This window comes from Actinophytocola sp., assembly GCF_045807065.1.
In the GTDB taxonomy this organism is placed as follows: Bacteria; Actinomycetota; Actinomycetes; order Mycobacteriales; family Pseudonocardiaceae; genus Actinophytocola.
In genome coordinates, this window is sequence record NZ_JBJMIE010000236.1 from 1 (window position 1) to 26,194 (window position 26,194).

Sequence of the window (26,194 nt, forward strand, 5' to 3'; positions counted from 1 at the left end):
CGCTTCGGCGACAACATGCGCGACGTCGCGGTGACCGAGGGCGACAAGGTCGAGGCCGAGCTGCGCTTCGGCGTCTCGGTCAACACGTACGGCGTGAACGACCTGGTCGAGGTGGTCGACGCGGTGCTCGACGCCGACGTGGACGCGCTGGTCGCCGAGTACTCCGACGTCTACGACCTGGCGCCCGAGCTGCGCAAGGACGGCGACCGGCACGACTCGCTGCGCTACGCGGCGCGGATCGAGGCCGGCCTGCGGCAGTTCCTGGTCGCCGGCGGGTTCGGCGCGTTCACCACCAACTTCCAGGACCTGGGCGGTCTGCGCCAGTTGCCCGGCCTGGCGGTGCAGCGGCTGATGGCCGATGGGTACGGCTTCGGCGGCGAGGGTGACTGGAAGACCTCGGCGCTGCTGGCCACGATCAAGGCGATGGGCACCGGCACCGGCCGGGGCACCTCGTTCATGGAGGACTACACGTACCACTTCGGCCCGGGCGAGCCCAAGATCCTCGGCGCGCACATGCTCGAGGTGTGCCCGACCATCGCGACGGGGCGCCCGCGGGTGGAGATCCACCCGCTCGGCATCGGCGACCGCGAGGACCCGGTCCGCCTGGTCTTCGACGCCACGGCCGGCCCGGGCGTGGTGGTCGGCCTGGCCGACATGGGCGACCGCTTCCGCCTGGTGGCCAACGAGATCGAGGTCGTGCCGCCGGACGAGCCGCTGCCGAGGCTGCCGGTCGCGCGTGCGGTGTGGCAGCCCGCGCCGTCGCTGCAGACCTCCGCCGAGTGCTGGCTCACCGCGGGCGGCCCGCACCACACCGTGCTCACCCAGTCGGTCGGTTCCGGCGTGCTCAAGGACTTCGCGCGCATGGCCGAAACCGAGCTCGTGCTCATCGACGACGACACCACCACCGACGCGTTCGCCGATCGGCTGCGCTGGAACCAGGCCTACTACCGCCTCGCCAACGGCCTGCACTGACAGAAACGGAGAAACGATGAGGTTCTCTCGGCTCGCTGCGGTCCTCACCGCCGGCCTGGCCTTGTCCCTGGCCGCCTGCGGATCGTCGGAGAAGACGGCCGACCAGCAGGAGAAGGGTGGTCCGGGGTCGCTCGTCGGTGTCACCATGCCGACCCGGGCTTCCGAGCGCTGGATCCACGACGGCGACAACCTCAAGAAGGAGTTGGAGGGCAAGGGCTACAAGGTCGACCTCCAGTACGCCGAGAACGACATCCCGACCCAGGCGAACCAGATCGAGAACCAGATCACCAAGGGCGCGCAGGTACTGATCATCGCGTCGATCGACGGCAAGGCCCTCACCTCGCAGCTCCAGCTGGCCGCCGACCACAAGATCCCGGTCATCTCCTACGACCGGCTGCTGCTCAACAGTCCCAACGTCGACTACTACGCCTCGTTCGACAACTTCAAGGTGGGTGTGCAGCAGGCCACGTCGCTGCTGACCGGCCTGAAGATCCTCAACCCGGACGGGTCGCCCGGCACCGCCAAGGGCCCGTTCAACATCGAGCTCTTCGCCGGTTCGCCGGACGACAACAACTCCACCTACTTCCTCGACGGCTCGATGTCGGTGCTGAAGAAGTACCTCGACGACGGCACGCTCGTGGTCAAGAGCGGGCAGAAGGACTTCAAGACGATCGCGATCCTGCGCTGGGACCCCGCCACGGCCCAGCGGCGCATGGAGGACCTGCTCACCTCGACCTACGGCGCCGCCAAGGTGGACGGCGTGCTCTCGCCGTACGACGGTCTTTCCATCGGCATCCTGTCGGCGCTGCGGAGTGCCGGCTACGGCACCGCGGGCCAGCCGTACCCGATCGTGACGGGCCAGGACGCCGAGGTCGCGTCGGTGAAGTCGATCATCGCCGGCGAGCAGTACTCGACGATCCACAAGGACATCCGCAAGCTCGCCAAGGTCGCCGCCAACATGGCCGACGCGTTGCTGACGGGCAAGAAGCCCGAGGTCAACAACACCAAGGACTACGACAACCACGAGAAGGTCGTGCCGGCCTACCTGCTCCAGCCGGTGATCGTGAACAAGTCGAACTACAAGAAGGAACTGATCGACACCGGCTACTACACCGAAGACCAGCTGAGGTAGCGGTGGTGGACTCTGCTGATGACATCCTGGTGATGCACGGCATCACCAAGTCGTTCCCCGGCGTGACCGCGCTGCGGGACGTGGAGTTCTCGGTGCGGCGCGGTGAGATCCACGCGATCTGCGGCGAGAACGGCGCCGGCAAGTCCACGCTCATGAAGATCCTCTCCGGGGTGCACCCCCACGGGACGTACTCCGGGGAGGTCTACTTCGACGGCGCGGTGTGCTCGTTCGCCGGCATCCGCGACAGCGAGGCACGCGGCATCGTGATCATCCACCAGGAGCTGGCGCTGGTGGGTCAGCTCTCCATCGCCGAGAACCTGTTCCTGGGCAACGAGATGACTCGGCACGGGATGGTCGACTGGAACCGGACCAACCACGAGGCGGAGAAACACCTGCGCCGCGTGGGGCTGCGGGAGAACCCGGTGACGCCGGCCGGGGAGCTGGGTGTCGGCAAGCAGCAGCTGGTCGAGATCGCGAAGGCACTGTCCAAGAAGGTCAGGCTGCTGATCCTGGACGAGCCGACGGCCGCGCTCAACGACGACGACTCCGCGCACCTGTTGGAGCTGCTGCGCGGCCTGCGCGAGGACGGGATCACGTGCGTGGTGATCTCCCACAAGCTGTCGGAGATCATCGCGATCGCCGACACCATCACGATCCTGCGGGACGGCCGGACCATCGAGACGCTCGACGCGAGCGACGTCACGGAGAACCGGCTCATCGCCGGCATGGTGGGGCGCGACCTGGAGCACCGGTTCCCGCCCCGCGAGCCGCACGTCGGCGAGGAGGTGCTGCGGATCGAGGACTGGACCGTCCACAGCCCGACCATCCGCGGTCGCGTCGTGGTCGACCACGCGAACCTCTCGCTGCGACGCGGGGAGATCGTCGGCCTCGCGGGTCTCATGGGCGCGGGGCGCACGGAGCTGGCGATGAGCGTGTTCGGCAGGACCTACGGCGTGGACATCTCGGGCCGGGTGGTCAAGGACGGACGCGTGATCGACGTGCGCACCGTCGAGTCGGCGATCCGCAACGGGATCGCCTACGTGAGCGAGGACCGCAAGCGATACGGGCTGAACCTCGTCGCGGACGTGAAGCGGAACGTGTCGGCGGCCGGGCTCTCGCTGCTGTCGAAACGCGGTTGGGTCAACGACAACGAGGAGGTCAGCGTCGCGGAGCGGTTCCGCACCGCGCTCCGGATCAAGACACCCACCGTGCAGGCCGGCGTGCAGACGCTGTCCGGCGGCAACCAGCAGAAGGTCGTGCTGGCGAAGTGGATGTTCACCGAGCCGGACGTGCTGATCCTCGACGAGCCGACCCGCGGCGTCGACGTCGGCGCGAAGTACGAGATCTACACCATCGTGAACTCGCTGGCCGAACAGGGCAAGGCGGTGCTGGTGATCTCGTCGGAGCTGCCGGAGCTGCTGGGGCTGTGCGACCGGATCTACACACTGTCGGCGGGCCGGATCACCGGCGAGGTGCCGCGCGCCGAGGCGACGCAGGAGCGGCTGATGAAGTACATGACGCAGGAGGTAAGCCGTGAGTGACCTGGCGAGTGAGTCGCGGCCGTCCGAAGTGGACGCCTCCTCGCCGCCGGTGGCCACGCCGGAGCCACCGCGCCGGCGGATCCGGATCAACCTGCGGCAGAGCGGCATCTACGTCGCGTTCGCGATGATCATCGTGCTGTTCACCGTGCTGACCGACGGTGACCTGCTGGAACCCGGGAACATCTCGAACATCATCGTGCAGAACTCCTACGTGCTGATCCTGGCGATCGGCATGATCCTGGTGATCATCAGCGGTCACATCGACCTGTCGGTCGGCTCCGTGGTGGCGGTGACGGGCGGACTGAGCGCGGTGCTGACCGTCAACTGGGGCATGCCGTGGTGGCTCGCGGTCCTGGTGACGTTGGCGGCCGGCGCGCTCATCGGCGCGGCGCAGGGGTACTGGGTCGCGTTCTTCGGCATCCCGGCGTTCATCGTGACCCTCGGCGGCATGCTGGTGTTCCGGGCGTTGACGCTCACCGTGCTGGGCAACCAGGGCATCGGCCCGTTCCCGAACGAGATCCGCACGCTCGCGAACGGCTTCACCGACGGCTACCTCGGCAACGTCGGCCTCGGCCCGCTGGGCGGCGCGGACGTCCTGTCGCTGCTGGTGGGCATCCTCGTGGTGGTCGGCTTCGCGCTGGTGCAGTGGCGGACGCGGCGGGCACGGCAGGGCTACGGCCAGGTCGTGGACCCGTTCCCGCTGTTCGTCGGCAAGATCGTGCTCGCCGCGTTCGTGGTCATGTTCGTGGTGGTGCAGCTGGCGCGGTTCCGGAACCTGCCGTGGGTGCTGGTGCTGCTGGCCGTGCTGGTGCTGGCCTACTCGCTGATGGCCAACCGCTCGGTGTTCGGCCGGCACATCTACGCCGTCGGCGGCAACCTCCAGGCGGCGACCCTGTCCGGCGTGCGGGTGAAGCCGGTGACGTTCTGGGTGTTCGTGAACATGGGTGTCCTGGCCGCGCTCGCGGGCGTGATCTTCGCCGGTCGCCTCAACCAGGCCGGCCCGACCGCGGGCACGTCGTTCGAGCTGGACGCGATCGCCGCCGCCTTCATCGGCGGGGCGGCCGTGCAGGGCGGCGTCGGCAAGGTCATCGGCGCGATCACCGGCGGCCTGATCATGGGCGTCATCAACAACGGCATGTCCCTGATCGGCGCCCCCAGCGAGCGCGTCATGCTCGTGAAAGGTCTCGTCCTGTTGGCGGCCGTCGCCTACGACGTCTGGACCAAGCGCCGCGCGGGTGCCGTGCGCTGACCGACCACGGAGAAGGGCTGTCCAGGGTGTGGCGTCGTCCCGGGCAGCCCTCCTTTGTGTTCAGTAGTTACTGAACCGGTTCATTCAAGGGTCTAGTCACGACGTGAATGGTTGTCGTAAGCTCCGCGTCGATCGACGCTCGATTCCTGGGCTCGCACTTACGCGGTTCAGTTCCTCGTGCGCGTTTGGAGGCGACGATGCTTCTGCACGACGGCCGGCCGTGGCTGGGCGCCAACTTCTGGTCCCGTTCCGGGGGCCCGTTGATGTGGCGCGGCTACGACCCCGACCTGATCGCGCGGGAGCTCGCCGTGCTCGCCGAGCACGGGATGAACCTCACCCGGTCGTTCTTCTACTGGCCGGACTTCATGCCGGCGCCGGACCGGATCGACGAGGAGATGGTCGCCCGGTACGCCGACTTCCTCGACCGGCACACCGACGCCGGCATGGCCACCGTGCCGACCTTCATCGTCGGGCACATGTCGGGGGAGAACTGGGACCCGGTCTGGCGGCAGGGCCGCGACCTCTACGGCGACGTGTGGATGGTCGCCAGGCAGGCCTGGTTCGTCGAGCGGATGACCGCCCGCTTCCACGAACACCCGGCCGTCGCCGGGTGGCTGATCTCGAACGAGATGCCGATCTACGGTGAACGCTCACCGCGGGAGAAGGTCACGCCGTGGGCGCAGCTCATGGTCCAGGCCGTCCGCGCGGGCGGCGGCACCCAGCCCGTGTCCATCGGGGACGGCGCCTGGGGCATGGAGATCACGGGGTCGGACAACGGCTTCTCCGTGCGTGATCTGGGAGCGCTCACGGACTTCGTCGGGCCGCACGTGTACCGCATGGAGACCGACATCGTCCGCCAGCACCTGACCGCGGCGTTCATCTGCGAGCTGGCCGACTTCGGCAAGCCCGTGGTGCTGGAGGAGTTCGGCGTCACCGACGCGTTCGTCTCGCGGGAGAACGCCGCGCATTACTACCGCCAGCTCCTGCACAACTCGCTGCTCGCCGGTGCGACCGGCTGGATCGGCTGGAACAACAGCGACTACGACAACCTCCACACGCAGGACCCCTACCGCCACCACGCCTTCGAGATGCGGTTCGGCCTCACCGACGTCGAGGGCAACCCCAAGCCCGCCCTGCGCGAGTTCCGCGAGTTCGCCGATGTGCTCGCGAACATCGACTTCCCCGCGTGCGCGCGGCCGGACCGCGAGACGGCGCTGGTCGTGCCGTCCTACCTGGAGCAGGACTACCCGTTCACGCAGCCGGACGACCACACCTACGTCTTCGAGGTGCTCCGCCAGGCCTACGTCGCCGCCCGCGAAGCCGACCTGCCGGTGGGGACGGCACGCGAACGCGACGGGCTGCCGGGGGACCGCAAGCTCTACCTCCTACCGTCGGCCAAGCAGCTGACCGGGCCGGCGTGGCGGGACCTCGCGGCCTTCGCCGAGCGGGGCGCGACCGTCTACGCCTCCTACAGCCCGGGCAACCACGGCGTGCAGCGCGGCCTGTGGCACGCCGACGTCAACGGCATGTTCGGCGTCGAGCACCAGCTGCGGTACGGCCTGGTCGACCCGATCACCGACGACGAGGTCGCGGTCACGTTCACCACCGACTTCGGCTCCCTCGGCGAGGGGACGACGCTCACCTTCCGCGCGGGGGGCAACGAGCACGCACGGTCGTACCTGCCCGTGCGGGCGACCGACGCGGAGGTCGTCGCGGTCGACCGGCACGGCAACCCCGTGCTGCTGCGGCGTGGGCACGGCGCCGGCCACCTGGTGTTGTGCACGTTCCCACTGGAGGGGATGGCGGCGGCGCTGCCGCACGTCAACCCCGAACCGACGTACCGGATCTACGACGCGCTGGCGGCCATGGCCGGCGTGTCGCGGCCGGTGACCGTCGCCGACCCGCTCGTCCACGCGGCCGAGCTGCGCCACCGGGACGGCAGGCGGTTCGTCTGGCTCGTGAGCCAGGCGGCGGAAGAACTGCGGGCGAAGCCGGTTGTCACGCGGGGGCGGCTCGCCGATCTCGTCACGGGGGAGCCCGTGGACGAGGTGACGTTGCGCCCGTACGGCGTGCGGGTGCTGGCACTCGAGGATTTCTGAACAAGGAGAGGCGCGATGCGCAAACGGTCGAGATTGTTGGCCCTGCTCCTGTCGGTGGGTTTACTCGCCGCCGCCTGCACGGGTGCGGAAGGCGGTGGTTCGGACAGTGCTTCCGGTTCCTACCCGCGCAACCAGACGCTGTTCACCAGCGGCACCCAGTGGGGACCACCGAGCAACGCGAACCCCTTCCGGCAGAACGACTACGCGACCGGCACGGTCGGACTCCTCTACGAGACACTGTTCCTCTACGACCCGCTGGGGGACAAGTTCGAGCCCTGGCTCGCCGAGAAGGACCAGTGGGTCGATGACAAGACCTACGAGGTGACGCTCCGCGACGGTCTCACGTGGAGCGACGGCAAACCGATCACCGCGGAAGACGTGGCGTTCACCATCAACCTCGGCAAGATGAAGACGGTGCAGTACAACCCCCTGTACGGCTCCATCGACTCGGTACAGGCCGTGGACGACAAGACCACGAAGGTCACCTTCAAGGAACCGCACTACCAGCAGTGGGCGAACTGGGTGTACTTCAACCCCATCCTGCCGAAGCACCTGTGGGAAGGGAAGTCCGAGAAGGACGTCACGCAGGGCGCGAACTTCGACAAGCCGGTCGGCTCCGGCCCGTACCTCTACGAGACGCACGACCAGGACCGCATGGTCTGGAAGCGCAACGACAAGTGGTGGGGCAAGGACAAGCTCGGCCTGAACATGAAGCCCAAGTACATCGTCGACATCGTCAACACCAGCAACGAGGCCGCGCTCGGCCAGGTGCTGCAGGGTGACATCGACCTGTCCAACAACTTCCTGCCCGGCATCGCGTCACTGGTCAAGGGCGGCTACAAGCTGCAGACCTACTTCAAGGACGCGCCCTACATGCTGGCCGCCAACACGACCTGGCTGATCCCGAACACCAAGAAGGCCCCGATGAACGACCCGGCCTTCCGCCGGGCACTGGCGTTCTCGATCGACACCGACAAGATCGTGAACTCGGTGTACAGCAACATCGTGGAGAAGGCCAACCCCACCGGCCTGCTGCCCATCTGGGACAAGTACATCGACAAGGGCGTCGTCGACCAGCTGGGCCCGACCTACGACACCAGTGAGGCCAAAGGGATCCTGGAGCAGGCCGGCTACCGCGACACCAACGGCGACGGGTTCGTCGAGAACAAGGACGGCTCGCCGATCTCGCTGAAGCTCGCCACCCCGTCCGGCTGGACGGACTGGAACGAGGCGGCCCGGGTCATCACGGACAGCGCCAAGTCCGCCGGTATCCAGATCACCGCGGAGACCCCGGCGGCCGAGGTCGTGCAGGACCAGCGCGAGTCCGGTCAGTTCGACCTGATCCTCAACAACGACCGGCAGATGGACAACACGCCGTGGCGGTACTACGAGTACGTCTTCGGCCTGCCGGTGCTCGAGCAGCAGACGACGATCAACTACGGCCGCTACGAGAACCAGCAGGCCTGGGACCTCGTCAGTAAGCTCGACGGGACGAAGGTCGACGACCTGGCCGGCATGAACGCGATCACCTCACAGCTGCAGCGGATCCAGCTGACCGATGAACCGGTGATCCCCTTGTGGTACAACGGCCTCTGGTCGCAGTACAGCAACAACGTGTGGACCAACTGGCCGTCGGACCAGGGGCCGAAGCTCGTGCCCACCATGTGGCACGGCTACCTGCAGCGCGGCTCGATCAAGATGCTGGCCGAGCTGAAGCCGGCTCCCGAGGAGAAGTGACGGCTCCATGGGACGGTACTTCGGCAGGAAGCTCGGGATCTACGCGCTGACGTTCGTCGTCGCGGTGACGGTCAACTGGATCATCCCGCGCTTCATGCCGGGCGACCCGGTGCGCGCCATGGTGACGCGCGCCGGGTTGCAGGACCCGGCCGGGGTCGCGGCCATGCGGGAGTACTACACCAACCTGTTCGGCTTCGACCTGCCCATCTGGAAGCAGTACCTCAACTTCTGGGGCGAACTGCTCCAGGGCAACTTCGGGACGAGCCTGTGGGCCTATCCCAAACCCGTCGGGTCGATCATCCTCGGCGCCGTGCCGTACACGCTCGGACTGCTGTTGCCCGCCATCCTGCTGAGCTGGTGGGCGGGCAACAAGTTCGGCGCGTACGCGGCGCGGAAGAAGTTGCTGGACAACACCGTCCTGCCGGTCTGGTACGTGCTGACCGCGACGCCCTACATGTGGCTCGCGATCCTGCTGGCGTGGGCGCTCGGGAAGGTGGCCGGCGTCTTCCCGGTCGGCCGCAGCTTCTCGGCGACCCTGCAGCCGTCCTTCACGTGGGTGTTCATCGAGGACCTGATCAGCCACTGGTTCCTGCCGTTCCTGTCGCTGTTCCTGGTGATGTTCGGCGGCTGGGCCATCGGCATGCGCAACCTGATCATCTACGAGCTGGAGGCGGACTACGCGCACTACCTCGGCGCCCTCGGGGCGCCACAGGGGCTGGTGCGCCGGTACGCCTTCCGCAACGCGGTGCTGCCGCAGGTCACCGGGCTCGCGTTGCAGCTCGGGGTGATCATCGGCGGCGCGGTGGTGACCGAGATCGTCTTCGACTACCGGGGGCTCGGCTACCTGGTACTGGAGGCGATCAAGTCCAGCGACCTGTTCCTGCTGCAGGGGATCTTCCTGTTCATCGTGATCGGTGTCCTGGTGGCCAACTTCATCATCGACATCGTCTACGTGCTGGTCGATCCCCGCACCAGAGTCGGCATGGGGAGTGCCTGATGACGCAACCGAACGCGAGGACCGAAGTCCCGGACGCGGCGCCCACCCCGGTCGGTGCCGGCACGTCCGAGGTGGCCACGGTGCCCGGCGTGGCCACCGTGCACGCGGCACCGATACGCCGGGAGGCGCTGTACTTCGCGCGGCGCAACGGCAAGCTCGTCGGCGGGTTCGTCGTCGTGCTGGTCTTCCTGCTCCTGGCGCTGTTCGGCCCCCTGTTCAACGGCGGCGACCCGATGGCCTACGTCGGGCCGCCGTCCGCGGGGCCGTCAGGTGAGTACTGGTTCGGCACCACGACGTTCGGCCAGGACGTGTTCGCGCAGTTCGTGCACGGCCTGCGGGCCACGTTCCTCGTCGGCGCGGTCGCGGCACTCATCGCGGGCGTGCTCGGCATGGTCGTCGGGTTCGTGGGCGGCTACCGCGGTGGGCTCATCGACGAGATCCTCAACATGGTCACGAACATCGTGCTCGTCCTGCCGGTGCTCGCGGTGCTGATGATCATCGCGGCGTACCAGGACGTGCGCAGCGTCGGCGCCCAGGCGGTGATCATCGGGCTGTTCTCCTGGCCGTGGGTGGCGCGCGCGGTGCGGTCGCAGACCCTCTCGTTGCGTGCCAGGGAGTTCGTCGACCTCGCGAAGCTGTCCGGGATGCCGGTGCGGCGGATCATCTTCCGCGAGATCGCGCCGAACATGGCCTCCTACCTGTTCATGGTGTTCATCCTGCTGTTCGGTGGCGCGGTCCTGTTCGCCGCGACACTGGACTTCATCGGGCTCGGCCCGACGAACGGCATCTCGCTCGGCCTGATGCTCAACCAGGCCAAGCAGTGGAGCGCGATGAACCTCGGGCTGTGGTGGTGGTTCATCCCGCCGGGCGCGGGCATCACGATCATCGTCGGCGCGCTGTACATCATGAACGTCGGCCTCGACGAGGTCTTCAACCCCAAGCTCCGGGAGATGTGATGAGCGGAGCCTGCGGAGCGTTCCGGCACCGCGGAACGGGTGAGGTGGCGTCATGAGCCTTCGGGTCGAGGACCTCAAGGTCTACTACCGCACGCTGCGCGGCGACGTGCGGGCGCTCGACGGCGTCACCTTCTCCGTGGCGGACGGCGAGATCATGGGGCTCGTCGGCGAGTCCGGGTCGGGCAAGACCACGCTGGGCAAGAGCCTGATCCGGATGGACAGCCGGATGCGGCACGTCGCCGGCACGGTCACCCTCGACGGTGCCGAACTGCCCATCGGGGACACCGCCGCCATGAACAGGTTCCGGTTCAGCGACGTGTCGATCGTGCCGCAGTACGCGATGAGCGCGATGAACCCGACGCGCAGGATCGGCCGGATGGTCCGCGAGCTGGTCGAGTCGCGGAAGATCAGGTTCTCGACGGTGCGCGACGAGCTGAACCGTAGGCTCGACCTCGTCGGGCTCGACCGGGGCGTGCTCGACCGGTACCCGATCGAGCTGTCCGGCGGGATGAAGCAACGCATGGTGATGGTGATCTCCACGCTGCTGAACCCGTCGCTGCTGATCGCCGACGAGGTGACCTCGGCGCTCGACGTGTCCACGCAGCGGGCCGTGGCGCTCGCGCTGGCCTCCTTCCGCGACCACCAGCTGGTGCGCGGCATGCTCGTCATCACGCACGACGTGTCCCTGGTGTACCAGATCGCCGACACGATCACGGTCATGTACGCGGGCCGGCTGGCCGAGACGGCACCCACGGACGTGCTGATCTCCGCACCCCAGCACCCGTACACGCAGCTGCTGATCTCCGCGCTGCCCGAGGTCGGGGTCCGCTACAGCGGCAAGCGGTTGACCGGCATCGCCGGCAGTCCGCCCGCGCTGTTGGACCCGCCGTCCGGCTGCCGGTTCCGCGACCGGTGCCCGCTCGCGTTCGACAAGTGCGCCGAGCAGCCGCCGTTCGTCGAGGTCGCGAAGAACCACAAGGTCGCCTGCTGGAAGGTCACGTGATGCTGCGGTTGGAGCGGGTTTCCAAGACCTACCGGGTCGGCGCGTTCGGCAGGGGCACGCTGCAGGCCGTCCGGGACGTGAGCTTCGAGCTGGCGCCGGGCCAGGTCACGTCGCTGATCGGGGAGAGCGGCAGCGGGAAATCGACCATCGGTAGGATGATCCTGCGGCTGCTGCGGCCGACCTCGGGCGCGATCACCTTCGAGGGCAACGACATCACTGGGCTGCGGGGACCTGGGTTGAAGGAGTACTACCGGCACGCACAGGGCGTGTTCCAGGACCCGTTCAGCACCTACAACCCGATCTTCCGCGCGGACCGGGTGTTCGCGATGATCCGCCAGTCCTACTTCCCGTCCGCGAAGGACGACGAGTGGGGCGACCGGGTGGTGGAGGTCGTTCGTTCGGTCAACCTGAACCCGGACCTCGTGCTGGGCAAGTACCCGCACCAGCTCTCCGGCGGGCAGCTGCAGCGGCTCCTGGTGGCCCGCGCGCTGTTGCTGGACATCAGGCTGCTCGTGGCCGACGAGATCATCAGCATGCTGGACGCGTCGACGCGGATCGACGTGCTGAACCTGTTGGCTGACCTGAAGGAACGCGGCCTCGCCGTCCTGTTCGTCACGCACGACCTGTCGCTGGGCAACTACCTGTCCGACCAGACGGTGATCCTGCGGCACGGGGCGGTGGTCGAGCGGGGCGCGACCGAGAAGGTCTTCGGTGACCCGCGCCACCCCTACACCCGGACCCTGCTGGCGTCCGTGCCGCGGCTGGGGGTGCGCTGGGAGGACCTGCCGGTCCCGGAGACCGAGGGGCACGAGTGTGGCGCACCGCTCGACGAGGTCGAGTACGACCACTTCGTGGCGTGCTTCGACACGGCGGGTGTTCACCATGGACGGAAGAGCGAACCGGTGTGACGAAACGAGTGACGATCGCCGACGTCGCCAGGCAGGCGGGGCTGTCGAAGGGCGCGGTGTCGTACGCCCTGAACGGGCAGCCGGGCGTGTCGGAGGCGACGAGGCAGCGGGTGCTGCGGCTCGCGCTGGAGATGGGGTGGCACCCCAACAGCGCGGCCAAGGCACTGTCGGGGGCGCGGGCCGGGGCGTTCGGCCTGGTGCTCGCCCGACCGGCGAGCACACTGGGGGCCGAGTCGTTCTTCATGAAGCTCATCTCCGGCATGGAGAGCGCGATGGCGTCGAGCCAGACCGCGTTGCTGTTGCAGGTGGTGCCCGACCACGAGGCCGAGATCGCCACGTACCGCCGGTGGTGGGCCGAACGCCGGGTCGACGGCGTGTTCCTGGTCGACCTGTGCGTCGACGACCCCCGGGTCCCGGTGCTGGAGGAGCTGCGCCTGCCGGTGATGGTGGTGGGCGGGCCGGGGCACCACGGCGGGCTGGCCGCGGTGTGGATCGACGACGCGAGCGTCATGGTGATGGGGGTCGAGTACCTGGCGGCGTTGCGGCACAAGCGGATCGCGCGGGTGGGCGGCGTGCCGGGCATGCTGCACGACGAGATGCGCTCGTCGGCGTTCGACTCCGTCTCCCGGCGGCTCGAGCTGGAGTGGGCGACCACGATCCCGACGGACTACAGCCCCGAGGCCGGCGCCCAGGCCACCCGGCGCCTGCTCAGCGGCGGGACCCCGCCGACCGCGATCATCTACGACAACGACGTGATGGCGGTGGCCGGCGTGTCGGTGGCCCACGAGATGGGCGTGCGCGTGCCCGGCGACCTGTCCATCATGGCGTGGGACGACTCGGTGCTGTGCGAGATCACGCACCCGCCGCTGACCGCCGTGAGCCGCGACATCGCCGCCTACGGCTACCAGGTCGCCGAGAGCCTGCTGGCCCTGCTCGACGGCGAGACGGTGACCGAGGTCCAGCAGACCCCACCGCGCCTGGTGGTCCGCGGCAGCACTGCCCGACCCCGGAACTAGCCCCACCCGCGCGAGTCTCGCGTCGGGCACTCATGGGTTCGGTTCGGCACCCGCGAGTTCCGTGGTTGACGCCGACGGGTTCCGTTCGTGGGCATCGGAACAGGCGCGAAAACGCGACTCGGCGGTGCTGACCGTGCGACTCGCGCGGTGGGTGGGCTTGCGGGTGACCCGGACCCGCCAGCGGCGGCTGGCGGGCCCGGGTCTTTGTGGTCGCGCACCCCGATGTGCGCGATCACATTCTTGGGCTCAGCACAGGGGGAGGAGTGCGGGCGGGTCGCCGGTTGCCACGTGCCGGCGACCCGCCCGGATGTCAGCGTCCGGAGGGACTCCCGGGCGCTGACCGAGGCGGCGCGCTGCCCCAGAGGACTGCGCCGGCCGCGTTGGTCAGGACGATGTGGCTGGTGTTCGCCGGCTGGGCGCCGCTGCCCGTCGGCAGGCCGCTGTAGGACCAGTCGTTGGTGGGATCCCACGTGCCGCTGCTCGTCACGCGGACCTGGATCTCCCTGCGGTACTGGCTCTGCCCGGCCGGGGCGATCGTGTCGGGGCAGGGCACCTCGACGTAGTAGACGTTGCCGCTCCACTGGATCGGCGCCGACGCCGCACCGCACTGGTTGTAGTTCATGGTGACGGTCAGCTGACTGGGCGTGGTGGTGCCGTCGAGGGTGAAGAAGTAGCGGACCTTGCCGCCCACCAGCGCCCGCGCGGGCCACGCGGACTGGTTGGCCACGTACAGCTTGACCTCGGTGAACGTCGCGCTCTGTTGCGTGGCCGCGCCCTGGACGTACAGCTCCGGCCCGTCGGGTGTCTCGGCCGGCGGGAAGTTCGCGAGCGGGGTGCCGCCGTACTCGTCGTACAGCTTGGCGAGCGCGCCGGTGTAGGCGGCGTTGTAGTCCAGCGCGACCTCGTTGGCCACGTAGTTCTGCCGGTCGTCGGTGTAGGCGTCGTTCGCGTCCGGGCCGCCGACGAGCGCGCCGTACAGGGTGTGCCGGCTCTGCGCGGGCTGGGTGATGTTGTCGGTCCAGCTGCCGTGTGCGGTGCGGTGGTGCGGGTTGCGGGGCGGGTTCTGCCCGAAACCGATCATGTAGCTGGCGTTCCGGGGGTTCTGGCCGAGCGTGTAGTTGATCTGCCGGACGGCGAAGTCGTGGTAGCGCGCCTTCAACGTCGGATCGGTGACGTTCCTGCTGTGCACCAGCGCGACGAACGCGGTGTTGGCCGCGTACCGCAGCGAGCCCCACGTGTCGAGGAAGGCCAGGCCGCCGGGGGAGTAGCGGACCTTCTGGCCGTTGACGCCGACGGTCCAGAAGTCCAACCAGCGGTTCGCGTCGGTGAAGTACTTGTCCTTGCCGGTCAGCTGGGCCAGCAGCACGTAGTCGCCGTAGGACTTGTCGTCCCACGCGATGGTCCAGCGGTAGGACTTCGTGGTGGTCTGCTGCTCGTTGGCCAGGGCGTCGTACTCCGCCTCGGCCTTCGCGAGGTAGCTGGCGTCGCCCGTGGCGCGGTAGAGCCAGATCGCGCCCCACACCAGCTCGTCCTGGTAGCCGCTCCAGGACCGGTAGAAGTTCTGGGCGTCGGTGATGCAGTCGCTGTACTTGCCGCGCCGCTGGTCGGCGAACGTGTAGAGCTGCTTCGCGTGCGTCAGCAGGGTGTTCCTGTACGCGGTGTCGTCGGAGAAGACCATCGACGCGGCGGCCATCGCGGCGGCGGACTCGCCGGCCAGGTCCGAGCCGGGACAGTTCGCGTCGATCTTGTAGGCGGGGCGGGCCATCGGCATGACCTCGGCCGGGCCCCACCACTGGTGGTCGGCGTTGCCGTTGCCCACCTGCCCGTACAGCACCTGGGGTTGCGGGTGCGCCTTGATGAGCCAGTCCATGCCCCAGCGCAGGTTCGCCCGCAGCGGTGCGAGCTGGCCGGCGCGCTGGTAGGCGGCCGGCGACTCGATCGCACCCCAGGCGAGCATGGTCATGCTCGACGCGAACGGGAGCCCGAACTTGACGTGGTCGCCCGCGTCGTAGAACCCGCCGCTCAGGTCGAGCCCGACGTCGCTCCCGTCGTTCAGGGCCGAGTCGCCGCGCCAGCTGACGCGGTTGCCGGCACCCAACGCGCCGGAGCGTTGCGCGTCGTAGAACCAGATCGCCTTCTGCAGCGCCTCGCCGTAGTTGAAGGCGGGCGCGGCGGCGGCCGTCGCGGCACCCGAGGGTGCCACCAGCACGGCGCCGGCCAGGGCCAGCACCGCGAGCAGGGGGAGCCGGTTGCGCACGGGGCCTCCTCGTTGAGGGCTACCGGTTGGTCCGCTGTCTGGGAGCGCTCCCAGAAGTGTAGGGTGTGTCGGCCGGATTTGGGAAGAGGGATCCCGCCGCCCGCCCGCCGCCGGTTGTGCCGGCCGGGAATGTGGGGTAGAGCAGAATGCCATGAAGCGTGTCGCGGTGGCATTCCTGGTCGCGCTGTGCGTGCTCGCCGGATGCTCCGGCGTGCGCCAGGCGGCGACCCGCGGGGCCGCGGCGCTCGGCGACCGATTGTCCACTATGGACGCGGTGGTCGGATGGATGCGCGAGACCGCAGGGGGATGCGAGAACGTGACACCCCAGGGCCTCGACGCGCTGCGGGGGTTCATCGGACCCGACAACGCCGCGCGGTTCGAGCCGTACGTGGCCGAATGGGCCACCTGCTCGGTGTCGAACGAATTCCCCCGCGTCGGCCTGCTGCTGTTCTCCGGCGACGGCCAGCGAAAATTCCAGGAATCGTGGCACGACGCGATGACCGCCGGCGAGGTCGCGGACGGGCCGTCCTTCGCCTTCGGCAACGGCTTCGCGGTGTCGGCCGGCGCGCTCGGGGTCGACCGGCTCGGGCTGTACTGGTTCCTCTGCGACTTCACGGACACGAAGGTCCACCGCATCCCCGCCGACGAGGACGGGTGCGTGTTCGCCAACTCCGAGCACACGCACGGTTGAGGACACGGTGTTGGATTGGCTCGCTCCGCTCGCGGGTTCGCGGCCTGTTTCCGGCGTCTTCCCTCCCTGTGCTGCTCAGCGAGGGTCGCTGCGGTCCCGTCGCCTCCGCTGCTCACTCGGTCCAGACGTCGGCGGTCGCTCACGGGTTGGATTGCCTCGCTTCGCTCGGCGGTTCGCGGCCTGTACCCGGCGCCTTCCCTCCTGCGCGCGAAGACGCCGGGCTCGTTCCTCGCCGCGTCTTCGTGCTCGTCAGTCCAGACGCCGGCGGCCGCTCACGGTCACGGGCTCGAGCAGGTGACCTCCGGTGCGGTGGGGCTCGACGCGTTCGCCGTCAGGCCGAACGACTGGTCGCCGTTCGGGGGGATCGTGCCGTTCCAGCTGACGCTGCTGACCGTCGCCTGCGTGTTGAGGCTGTCGGTGGTGAGCGTGCCGTTCCAGACGCTGTTGATGGTGGTGCCGCTCGGGATGGTCCAGCCGACGCGCCAGCCGTTGAGCGCGGTCGTGCCCGGGTTGTGCACGCTCACCTGGGCCTGGTAGCCGCCCTGCCAGCTGCCGGTGACCGCCCAGGTCGCCGTGCAGGCGCCGTTCGGCGGGGCGTTCGGGTCCGGCGGGTTGTCGACCACCCCGACGCCGGTGACCTCACCGTTGCCGCCGTCGAAGGTGACGTCCGAGCAGCCGTAGAAGGTCTCGTTGGAGTCCGAGCGCTTCCACACCGAGTAGATGACGTGCCGGCCGGACTTGCCGGACGGCAGGTTCGCGGTCCACAGGTACTTGCCGTCGGTGGTGCCGACCTGGCCCGTGACCGGCGGGTGGTCCACCGTCACGAACGGCTGGGACTCCAGTTCGTCCCAGCGCAGCGGCTGGGTCGGGTCCCAGCCGTCCTTCGTGACGTAGAGGTAGAACCAGCCCGGGTGGGCGGCCCACGCGTTGTAGGAGAAGTCGAAGCTCGCGCCCGCGGTCAGGTGGGTGAGCGGCCAGTTCCCGACCCGGTCGTAACCGGCGAAGTTGGGGTTGCCGCCGGAGCAGAGCTGGCCGTCGGCGATGAACCCCTGAGTGCGGCCGGCACCGTCCGAGCGCAGCACGGAGAACCAGTTGTAGAGCGAGTTGTCCCCGCTCTGCGCCACGGCGCCGGCACACGCCGAGTTCTTCGGGACGATGTTGCCCTGCGGGGAAAGCCCGTCCCGCCAGCACAGGAAGGTCCGGCTGCCGGGGGTCATCAGCGCGCCGTGTGCCGACGCGGGCGGCGCGTTCAGCGCCGCCCCTACGAGGCCGGCCATCAGCATCGCGACGGCGGCCAACACCGTTGTTGCCCTACTTCGTGTCATCGCGCCTTCTTTCAGAAGTCTGGGAGCGCTCCCAGCAACTGTTCACGGTAACCCGCGTTGGTCACGGGCTGGGAACAGTTCGCGCGTGTCCCGCGAACGACGTGCACACAGCACTGAGCCGTTCGGTGGATGTTCGCGAATGCGCGCCGACCCACTTCCCAGCCGTGAGGGCGGCGGCTACATTATGGGAGCGCTCCCAATCGGGATGATCTCGGGTAGACGGAGGATCACGACGTGGTGGTCAGGAACTGGTGGCGTGCGCTGACGGCCGCCGCCGTGCTCGTGGCGCTGGGCGGACCGCTCGCGGCGGCCGCGGAACCAGCCGATTACGAGCGGGTCGTGAACGGCAACTTCGACAGCGGCGCCGCCGACCCGTGGTGGACGGGTGCCGGCACCGCCGGTCACGTCGCGGGCGGCGAGTTCTGCGTCGACGTCACCGGTGGCACGACCAACGGCTGGGAGGCGCTCGTCGGGCAGAACGGCGTGCCGTACGAGGCCGGCCAGTCCTACACGCTGCGGTTCGACGCCCGCGCCACGACGCCGCAGCCGATCGCCGCGGTCGCGGGCGAGGCGGTGGAGCCGTTCCGGCAGGTCGCCAAGCTCGACGCGAACCTGACCACCGAGCGGCAGACGTTCACGTTCACCTTCACCTCCTCGCTGGACTTCCCGGCCGCCGGCAACGGTCAGCTGACGTTCTGGCTCGGCGGGCAGAGCTTCGACAACACGGTGTGCGTGGACAACGTGTCGCTGGTCGGCGGCGTGCTCCCGCCGCCGGGGCTCGAGCCGGCCCCGCCGATCCGCGTCAACCAGGTCGGCTACGTGCCGGGCCTGCCGAAGCAGGCGAGCCTGGCCACCGACTCGACCACGCCGCTGCCGTGGACGCTCAGGAACGCGAGCGGCGTCGCGGTGGCCAGCGGCCGGACCGTGCCGAAGGGCCTCGACGCGGGCTCGGGTGAGAACGTTCACCTCATCGACTTCTCCCGCTACGACACGCCGGGCACCGGGTACACGCTGTCGGTGGGGGCGGACACGAGCTTCCCGTTCGACATCTCCACGACCGCGCTGACCGGGCTGCGCTACGACTCGCTGGCGTTCTTCTACCACCAGCGCAGCGGCACGCCCATCGAGGAGCGGTACGTCGGCGCCGCGTACGCGCGGCCGGCCGGCCACGTGAACGTCGCGCCCAACCAGGGTGACGACAACGTGCCGTGCCGGGCGGACCTGGCCTGTGGGTACACCCTCGACGTGCGCGGCGGCTGGTACGACGCCGGTGACCACGGCAAGTACGTGGTGAACGGCGGGATCGCCGCCTGGCAGCTGCAGAACTCCTACGAGCGGACCGCGATCCTCGGCGACGCCCGCGAGCTCGGCGACGGCACGCTCGCGATCCCCGAACAGCACAACGGCGTGCCCGACGTGCTGGACGAGGCACGCTGGGAGGTCGAGTTCCTGCTGAGGATGCAGGTACCCGACGGCCAGCCGCTCGCCGGCATGGCCCACCACAAGATCCACGACCAGCAGTGGACCGGGTTGCCCACCCGGCCCGACCAGGACCCGCAGCCGCGCCGGCTGTCCGCGCCCAGCACCGCGGCGACGCTGAACCTGGCGGCCGCGGCGGCCCAGGCGTCCCGCCTGTGGAAGAAGTACGACCCGGCGTTCGCGTCCCGGGCGCTCGCCGCCGCGGAGAAGGCGTACGCGGCCGCCAAGGCGCACCCGGACATGCTGGCCGACCCGAACGACGGCCAGGGCGGCGGCACCTACAGCGACGACAACGTGACCGACGAGTTCTACTGGGCGGCGGCGGAGCTGTTCGCGACCACCGGCCGGTACCGCGCCGACGTCATGGCCTCGCCGCTGTACGCCGGCAGGAGCATCACCGTCGGCGGCTTCGACTGGGCCGCGACGGGCCCGCTCGGGGACGTCACCCTCGCGATCGTGCCGACCAGCCTGCCGGCCCGGGATGTGAGCGCTATCAGGGCGGCGCTGGTGGCCACGGCGGACCAGCACCTGACGAACATGGCGGCGGCCGGTCATCCCGCGCCGTACAGCAACGCCGACGGCCGCTACGAGTGGGGCTCGAACGGCCAGGTCGCCAACAACGGCATGGTGTTGGCGCTCGCCTACGACCTGACCCACCGGCCGAAGTACCGCGACGGCGCGTTCACCGCGCTGAACTACCTGCTGGGCCGCAACCCGACGAACTACTCGTACGTGGCCGGCTACGGCGACCAGCCGGTACGCAACGTCCACCACCGCTTCTGGGCCAACCAGCTCGACCCGTCCCTGCCGACGGCGCCGCCCGGCGCGCTGTCCGGCGGTCCGAACAGTGGTCTGCAGGACCCGGTGGCGGCCCGGCTGCTGACCGGTTGCGCGCCGCAGCGGTGCTTCGTCGACCACGTGGAGGCGTACTCGGTCAACGAGGTCGCGATCAACTGGAACTCCGCGCTGGCGTGGCTCGCGAACTGGACCGCGGAACAGTCGACGGCACAGGGCGCCTGCCGGGTGACCTACCAGGCGCACACCTCGGACCGGGGCGTGACGGGGCAGGTGACGCTGCGGAACACGAGCACGACCACGTGGCCGGGCTGGACGCTGCGCTTCGCCTTCACGGGCAACGAGAAGCTGAGGAACGGCCGGTCGGCGACGTGGACCCAGCACGGCCGGGACGTCACCGCCACGAGCCACCGCCAGATACCACTGGGCGGCACGGTCACGGTCGGCTTCACCGCCAGCGAGCGGGGTGAGCACACGGCCCCGGTCCGGTTCGCGGTGAACGGCGACATCTGCGGGGCGTAGCACGGCCGGGATCGTCGGCTCCCGCCGGACCTCGAACGGGCGTACCAGCCGAGGTCCGGCGCGTGGCGGATGACCGTCCACTCGCTACCCGCCGTTGACCAGCCTACGGGCCGGCGAGGAGATGAGCTGAGCCGTCCCCGACTCGTAGTTGCCCAGCACGACGCACACCCAGCCCTGCTCCGCGTAGATGGCGTAGTCGGTCGACTCCCCCTGCGTGCTCCCGCCGGAGAGGCCGTAGGACCACTGGTTCGCGTCGTTGATCGACGCCAGCCCGCCGTAGGCCTTGAAGCCGAGCCGCGGCGCGGTGGGCTGCGTGGGCGCCGCCGGGGCTCCAGCCGGGGCTCCAGCCGGGGGTCCCGGCGGCGGTCCGGCGTCCGCCGGCAGCTTCGCGTCGAGGGTGAGCCGGGTGAACGCCGGCGTCAGCAACCGGTTGCCGAGCAGCGCCCGCGCGAGGCGGTCCATGTCGGCGCACGTGGCGAAGGCGCCCCCGCACCCGGTGCCGATGAAGACGTGCTCGTCGAGGGTGTCCACCCGGTCACCGCCCGACCGCGGTGGCGCGTACGGCCGCGCGATGCGCCGGTCGTTCCGCCAGTCCGCCGTCGTGTAGAAGCCCGAGTCACGCATGCCGGCGCGCTGGAACACGTGCTCCCGCATGTAGTCGAAGTAGGACTTCCCCGACACGTTGGCCACGATCACGGCCAGCAGGTGGAAGGCCGAGTTGCTGTACAGGTGTGCCGCACCCGGTGGGAAGGCCGGTGTGGACTGCCGGACGACGTCCGTGATGCCGTTCATCACCGCGTCGGGAGTCGTCCAGCTCAGGTAGTTGTCCCGGTAGGCGGGCGTGTTGACGTAGTCGCCGAGTCCGGAGGTGTGGGTGAGCAGGTGGTGGATCGTCACCGTGTCGGCGACCTCGGCCGGGAACCCCGTGACGTGCCGGCCCAACGGGTCGGTGTAGGCGATCGCGCGGTCCTGCGCCAGCTGGGCGATGGCGATGCCGGTGAGCAGCTTGGTCACCGACGCGAGCCCGAAGCGGGTGTCCGGTCCGTTGCGAACGGACAGGGCCTTGTTCGCCATGCCGTACGAGCGGGCCAGCACCGGCCGCCCGTGGTAGGTGAGCAGGAAGCTGCCGGAGAACTGGTCCTTCGCCGCCAGGTCCGCCGCCAGGCGGTCGAGCTCACCGCCCGGTTCGAGGCCAGCGGGTATCCCGCCGGTCCGTCCGCTCGCCGCGACGGCGCCCGAGCCGGCGAACGTCGCGATGGCGCCGGTGGCGGCGGCCGCGCCCGCGATGCCGAGTGCGGTGCGCCGAGATGGTCGGTAGGTCATGCGTCAACTCCCTGCAGCGTAACGACAACGCGGCAAGGTCTACCGACCGCGGCCTATCGGGCGTGGCTGGTGCCGCCATAGGAAATCCATACGGCGCGCGCCCGGGACCGCCGTCAGGCCGACTCGCGGCAGATCAGTTCCGTCGGCAGGATGACCGGGCCCAGCTTGGCGTCGCGGTTGCCGAGCTGGGCTATCAGCAGTTTCGCCACCTCGCTGCCCATCTGCTGGATCGGCTGGCGCACGCTCGTCAGCGTCGGGTCGGTGTGGCGGGCCACCTCGGAGTCGTCGAAGCCGATCACGGCCACGTCGTCGGGGACCCGGCGGCCCGCGGCACGCAACGTGCGCAGCGCGCCGGCGGCCATCAGGTCACTGGCGGCGAAGATCGCGTCCAGGTCGGGGTCATTCGCGAGCAGTTCGCGGGTCGCGGCCTCGCCGCTGGCCTGGCCGAAGTCGCCCTGGGCCACGAGGCGGTTCACGCCGCGCTTGCCGCGCAGCGCCGAACGGTACCCGGCCAGCCGGTCGATGCCCGCCGCCATGTCCTGCGGGCCGGTGATCGTCGCGATGCGGCGGCGGCCCTGGCGGTACAGGTAGTCGGTGGCGGTGCGGGCGCCGGACTCGTTGTCCGCGTCGACGTACGGGGTCGAGCCGATGTCGGACATCGGGCGGCCGATCAGGGCGACCGGCGCGCCGGCGGCCATCAGGTTGCGGGGGAGCGGGTCGTCGCCGTGCAGCGAGATGAGCAGCACGCCGTCGACGTGGCCGTTGCGGACCTGCTGCTCGACCCGCCCGTGCTGGCGCGCGGTGTTGGCCATCATCAGGTTGAGCTGCAGGGGAGTGTTGGACAGCTCGTGCGAGAGGCCGCGCACGAGGCTCGCGAAGAACGGCTCCCCGAACACGCGGTCCTCCGACTCCGACACCACCAGCAGCACCGTGTCACTCCGCTGCGTGACGAGGCTGCGTGCCGCGTGGTTGGGCACGTAGCCCAGCTTGCGGATCGCGTCCTGCACCGCCTTGAGCGCCCACGGGCTCACCTCGAGCGAGCCGTTCACGACCCGCGATGCCGTGCCCCGGGAGACGTTCGCCTCGATCGCCACCTGTTCCAGGGTCGGGCGCCCGCTCGCCCGTGAACGACGGCTGTCGTTCGTCGTCATGCCGCACTCCCGCTGTTCCCGCTCCGTTGTGCTCAGCGGCGGCCAGCGTGGGAGATCCCGAACAACCGAGGTGCGCGCTCGCCCTTCTCGCCCTGCGCACGCGCCTCAGCCGTACGGCGCCCGCTCCTTCGCGCTCGCACCCGCATCGCGGCCATGATACTGGGAACCCTCCCAGACCCGTCCGTTCCTTGACTCGGCGTGGCGGACCGACCACACTGGGAGAACACGATTTGGGAACGCTCCCATCCGACTTCGCACGGCTTTTCTCGGAGGTATGGATGGGCTTCAGGAATTGGGTGGTCACCATCGGTGTGATTGCCGGCGTTGGCGCATCGGTGAGTCCGGCCGCGGCCGCACCCTCGGTCTTCTACGTGGATCCGGAGACCAGCGCGGCCCAGTGGGTGGCCGCCAACCCGAACGACAGCCGGGCCGCGGTGATCCGCGACCGGATCGCGAACGTGCCGCAGGCGCGCTGGTTCACCACCACGAACACGAGCACGGTGCGTGCACAGGTCGACGGTTTCGTCGGCGCGGCGGCCGCGGCCGGCAAGATCCCGATCATGGTCGTCTACGACATCCCGAACCGGGACTGCGGCGGGGCCAGCTCGGGCGGCGCGCCCTCCCACGAGGCCTACCGGGCGTGGGTCGACGAGGTGGCCGCCGGCCTCGCGGGCCGGCCCGCCTACATCGTGCTCGAGCCGGACGTGCTGGCGCTGATGACCGACTGCCAGAACGCGACACAGCAGGCGGAGACGCGCAGTTCCCTGGCATATGCGGGAAAGCGGCTCAAGGCCGGCTCCGCGCAGGCGAAGGTCTACTTCGACATCGGACACTCCGCGTGGCTGTCCTCCGGCGAGGCCGCGAACCGGCTGCGGGCGGCCGACATCGCGAACAGCGCGGACGGCATCTCGACCAACGTGTCCAACTACCGCACGACCGCGGCCGAGGTCAGCTACGCCAAGGCGGTCCTCGCGGGCCTCGGCGACACCCGGCTGCACGCGGTGATCGACACGAGCCGTAACGGCAACGGCCCCGCGGGCAACGAGTGGTGCGACCCGGCCGGCCGCAGGATCGGTACGCCGAGCACGACCGAGACCGGCGACCCGCGGATCGACGCGTTCCTGTGGGTGAAGCTGCCCGGCGAGGCGGACGGCTGCATCGCGATCGCCGGCCAGTTCGTGCCGCAACGCGCCTACGAACTGGCGACGGGCTGATTCACGGCGGGTCCGAGAAATATCGGCGCGGCAATTTCGCCGCGCCGATATTTTCTTTTCTCCGACCGTTACCGGAGCCACCGAAGTTCCCTCGAACGGCCTAAGATCAACAGCCGAACAGCCCAACATCGCGGCGTTCCGCTGGCGTACGCCGAACGTGGCCGCTGAACCCTCCCTGAACGGCCTAGTCCGTGCCCGCTTGTCCGGTCGGAAAATCACGGTCCGTGACGGCATCGCGTCCGCTTCGGCCGAACGGGCTTCACGTGTCCGGCCCGCGCGGTTACAGTCCCTTCCTGGGAGCGTTCCCAAATTCTCCCGAGAAGCAGAGGACAAAGGAGTCATCATGCGTTCTGCCATCGCACGGGGCAAGCCGAGGAAAGGCTTGCTCCGCGCCCTGGCCGCCACTGTCGCGCTCGCGTCGGTGGCGTTCTTCGCCGTGGACACCACCGTGTCCGCGGCACCCGCGCCCAGGGTCGACAACCCCTATGTCGGCGCGGGGGTCTACGTGAATCCCGAATGGTCCGCGAAGGCGGCCGCCGAACCGGGTGGCAGCCGGATCGCCGACCAGCCGACCGGCGTGTGGCTGGACCGGATCGCGGCCATCGACGGCGTGAACGGCGGCATGGGCCTGCGTGACCACCTCGACGCGGCCGTCGAGCAGTCCGGCGGCCGGCCGTTCGTGATCCAACTCGTGATCTACGACCTGCCCGGCCGCGACTGCGCGGCACTGGCGTCCAACGGGGAGCTGGGGCCGGACGACCTGCCCAGGTACAAGTCCGACTACATCGACCCGATCGCCGCGAGCCTCGCCGACCCGGCGTACGCGAACCTGCGGATCGTCACCGTCGTCGAGATCGACTCGTTGCCGAACCTCGTGACCAACACCAGCGGCCGGCCGACGGCCACGCCCGAGTGCGACACCATGAAGGCCAACGGCAACTACGTCAAGGGTGTCGGCTACGCGCTGGCCAAGCTGGGCGCGATCGATAACGTGTACAACTACGTCGACGCCGGGCACCACGGCTGGCTCGGCTGGGACGACAACTTCGGCGCGACCGCCGACCAGCTCGCGGAGGCCGCGCGGGCCGAGGGCAGCAGCCTGGCGAACGTGACCGGTTTCATCGTCAACACGGCGAACTACTCGGCGCTGCGCGAGCCGTACTTCACCGTCGACGACATGGGCGGCAACGTCCGCCAGTCCAAGTGGGTCGACTGGAACCGCTACGTCGACGAGCTGTCCTTCGCGCAGGCGTTCCGGGCGCGGCTCGTCCAGTCCGGGTTCTCCTCCGGCGTCGGCATGCTGATCGACACCTCCCGCAACGGCTGGGGCGGCGCCGCGCGCCCGACCGGTCCCGGTCCGCAGACCTCGGTGGACGACTACGTGAACGGCGGCCGCGTCGACCGGCGCGTCCACGTCGGCAACTGGTGCAACCAGGCCGGCGCCGGGCTGGGTGAACGGCCGAAGGCCGCGCCGGAGCCGGGGATCGACGCGTACGTCTGGATGAAGCCGCCGGGCGAGTCCGACGGCGCGAGCCAGGACATCCCGAACGACGAGGGCAAGGGCTTCGACCGGATGTGCGACCCGACCTACCAGGGCAACCCGCGCAACGGCAACAACCCCTCCGGCGCGCTGCCGGACGCCCCGCTGTCCGGGCACTGGTTCTCCGCGCAGTTCCAGCAGCTCATGGCAAACGCCTACCCACCACTGTGAACGCACACATCAGAGAGGAGTGGACAGTGTCATTCCGACTACGTGCCGTCGCCGTGCTCTCGGCAGCGGCCGCCCTGCTGGTCGGTTCAGCACTGCCGGCCGCCGCGCACGGCAGC

At 69.4% G+C, this 26,194-nt stretch carries 18 protein-coding genes and 1 pseudogene; 15 read left to right on the forward strand and 4 right to left on the reverse strand.

Annotation, left to right across the window (positions count from 1 at the left end; genetic code table 11):
- The 11 genes and pseudogenes from ACJ73U_RS13945 to ACJ73U_RS13995 form a co-directional block, all read left to right on the forward strand.
- A pseudogene (locus tag ACJ73U_RS13945) lies at nucleotides 1-972 on the forward strand (L-arabinose isomerase); the annotation flags it as partial.
- 16 nt (nucleotides 973-988) lie between these two features.
- On the forward strand, nucleotides 989-2,104 hold the full coding sequence (chvE, locus tag ACJ73U_RS13950) for a multiple monosaccharide ABC transporter substrate-binding protein (protein WP_407778024.1): 1,116 nt from the start codon (nucleotides 989-991) through the stop codon (nucleotides 2,102-2,104).
- Between the two features lie 32 nt (nucleotides 2,105-2,136).
- The gene (mmsA, locus tag ACJ73U_RS13955) at nucleotides 2,137-3,645 is read left to right on the forward strand and encodes a multiple monosaccharide ABC transporter ATP-binding protein (protein ID WP_407778040.1); all 1,509 of its coding nucleotides are present in this window, start codon (nucleotides 2,137-2,139) and stop codon (nucleotides 3,643-3,645) included.
- Nucleotides 3,646-3,673: 28 nt separating this feature from the next.
- Nucleotides 3,674-4,894, forward strand: a complete 1,221-nt coding sequence (gene mmsB / locus ACJ73U_RS13960; protein WP_407778041.1) for a multiple monosaccharide ABC transporter permease — start codon at nucleotides 3,674-3,676, stop codon at nucleotides 4,892-4,894.
- A gap of 197 nt (nucleotides 4,895-5,091) precedes the next feature.
- The gene (locus ACJ73U_RS13965) at nucleotides 5,092-6,993 is read left to right on the forward strand and encodes a cellulase family glycosylhydrolase (RefSeq protein WP_407778025.1); all 1,902 of its coding nucleotides are present in this window, start codon (nucleotides 5,092-5,094) and stop codon (nucleotides 6,991-6,993) included.
- Nucleotides 6,994-7,008: 15 nt separating this feature from the next.
- Nucleotides 7,009-8,730, forward strand: coding sequence for an ABC transporter substrate-binding protein (locus ACJ73U_RS13970; RefSeq protein ID WP_407778026.1), 1,722 nt, complete (start codon nucleotides 7,009-7,011; stop codon nucleotides 8,728-8,730).
- 7 nt (nucleotides 8,731-8,737) lie between these two features.
- Nucleotides 8,738-9,727, forward strand: coding sequence for an ABC transporter permease (locus ACJ73U_RS13975; protein ID WP_407778027.1), 990 nt, complete (start codon nucleotides 8,738-8,740; stop codon nucleotides 9,725-9,727).
- Nucleotides 9,727-10,683 (forward strand): ABC transporter permease, encoded by a 957-nt coding sequence (locus ACJ73U_RS13980; protein WP_407778028.1) that lies wholly within the window; start codon nucleotides 9,727-9,729, stop codon nucleotides 10,681-10,683. The genes ACJ73U_RS13975 and ACJ73U_RS13980 overlap by 1 nt, the downstream gene beginning before the upstream one ends.
- Nucleotides 10,684-10,735: 52 nt before the next feature.
- Complete coding sequence (locus ACJ73U_RS13985) at nucleotides 10,736-11,686, forward strand: ABC transporter ATP-binding protein (protein ID WP_407778029.1); 951 nt, start codon at nucleotides 10,736-10,738, stop codon at nucleotides 11,684-11,686.
- On the forward strand, nucleotides 11,686-12,594 hold the full coding sequence (locus tag ACJ73U_RS13990) for an ABC transporter ATP-binding protein (protein WP_407778030.1): 909 nt from the start codon (nucleotides 11,686-11,688) through the stop codon (nucleotides 12,592-12,594). Before ACJ73U_RS13985 ends, ACJ73U_RS13990 begins: the two co-directional genes overlap by 1 nt.
- Nucleotides 12,591-13,610, forward strand: a complete 1,020-nt coding sequence (locus ACJ73U_RS13995; RefSeq protein WP_407778031.1) for a LacI family DNA-binding transcriptional regulator — start codon at nucleotides 12,591-12,593, stop codon at nucleotides 13,608-13,610. The genes ACJ73U_RS13990 and ACJ73U_RS13995 overlap by 4 nt, the downstream gene beginning before the upstream one ends.
- 310 nt (nucleotides 13,611-13,920) lie before the next feature.
- On the opposite strand, the gene ACJ73U_RS14000 is transcribed toward ACJ73U_RS13995, so the two are convergent.
- Nucleotides 13,921-15,867 (reverse strand): glycoside hydrolase family 9 protein, encoded by a 1,947-nt coding sequence (locus ACJ73U_RS14000; protein ID WP_407778032.1) that lies wholly within the window; start codon nucleotides 15,865-15,867, stop codon nucleotides 13,921-13,923.
- 151 nt (nucleotides 15,868-16,018) lie between these two features.
- Here ACJ73U_RS14000 and ACJ73U_RS14005 point away from each other — a divergent pair, with 151 nt between their 5' ends.
- Nucleotides 16,019-16,558, forward strand: a complete 540-nt coding sequence (locus ACJ73U_RS14005) for a hypothetical protein (protein ID WP_407778033.1) — start codon at nucleotides 16,019-16,021, stop codon at nucleotides 16,556-16,558.
- A 278-nt stretch (nucleotides 16,559-16,836) separates the two neighbouring features.
- On the opposite strand, the gene ACJ73U_RS14010 is transcribed toward ACJ73U_RS14005, so the two are convergent.
- Complete coding sequence (locus tag ACJ73U_RS14010) at nucleotides 16,837-17,883, reverse strand: lytic polysaccharide monooxygenase (RefSeq protein ID WP_407778034.1); 1,047 nt, start codon at nucleotides 17,881-17,883, stop codon at nucleotides 16,837-16,839.
- A gap of 234 nt (nucleotides 17,884-18,117) precedes the next feature.
- Here ACJ73U_RS14010 and ACJ73U_RS14015 point away from each other — a divergent pair, with 234 nt between their 5' ends.
- Nucleotides 18,118-20,679 (forward strand): glycoside hydrolase family 9 protein, encoded by a 2,562-nt coding sequence (locus tag ACJ73U_RS14015; protein WP_407778035.1) that lies wholly within the window; start codon nucleotides 18,118-18,120, stop codon nucleotides 20,677-20,679.
- Between the two features lie 84 nt (nucleotides 20,680-20,763).
- Here ACJ73U_RS14015 and ACJ73U_RS14020 read toward each other — a convergent pair whose 3' ends face one another.
- Together ACJ73U_RS14020 and ACJ73U_RS14025 are read right to left on the reverse strand one after the other, a co-directional pair.
- Complete coding sequence (locus ACJ73U_RS14020) at nucleotides 20,764-22,002, reverse strand: serine hydrolase domain-containing protein (RefSeq protein WP_407778036.1); 1,239 nt, start codon at nucleotides 22,000-22,002, stop codon at nucleotides 20,764-20,766.
- Nucleotides 22,003-22,115: 113 nt separating this feature from the next.
- A complete protein-coding gene (locus ACJ73U_RS14025) occupies nucleotides 22,116-23,153 on the reverse strand; it encodes a LacI family DNA-binding transcriptional regulator (RefSeq protein WP_407778037.1) in 1,038 nt (345 codons plus the stop codon).
- 335 nt (nucleotides 23,154-23,488) lie between these two features.
- Between ACJ73U_RS14025 and ACJ73U_RS14030 the strand changes: the two genes are divergently transcribed.
- Nucleotides 23,489-24,367 carry a glycoside hydrolase family 6 protein gene (locus ACJ73U_RS14030; protein WP_407778038.1) on the forward strand — a complete coding sequence of 293 codons (879 nt, stop codon included), beginning with the start codon at nucleotides 23,489-23,491 and terminating at the stop codon, nucleotides 24,365-24,367.
- 343 nt (nucleotides 24,368-24,710) lie between these two features.
- Nucleotides 24,711-26,078, forward strand: a complete 1,368-nt coding sequence (locus ACJ73U_RS14035; RefSeq protein ID WP_407778039.1) for a glycoside hydrolase family 6 protein — start codon at nucleotides 24,711-24,713, stop codon at nucleotides 26,076-26,078.
- Nucleotides 26,079-26,194: the final 116 nt, after the last annotated feature.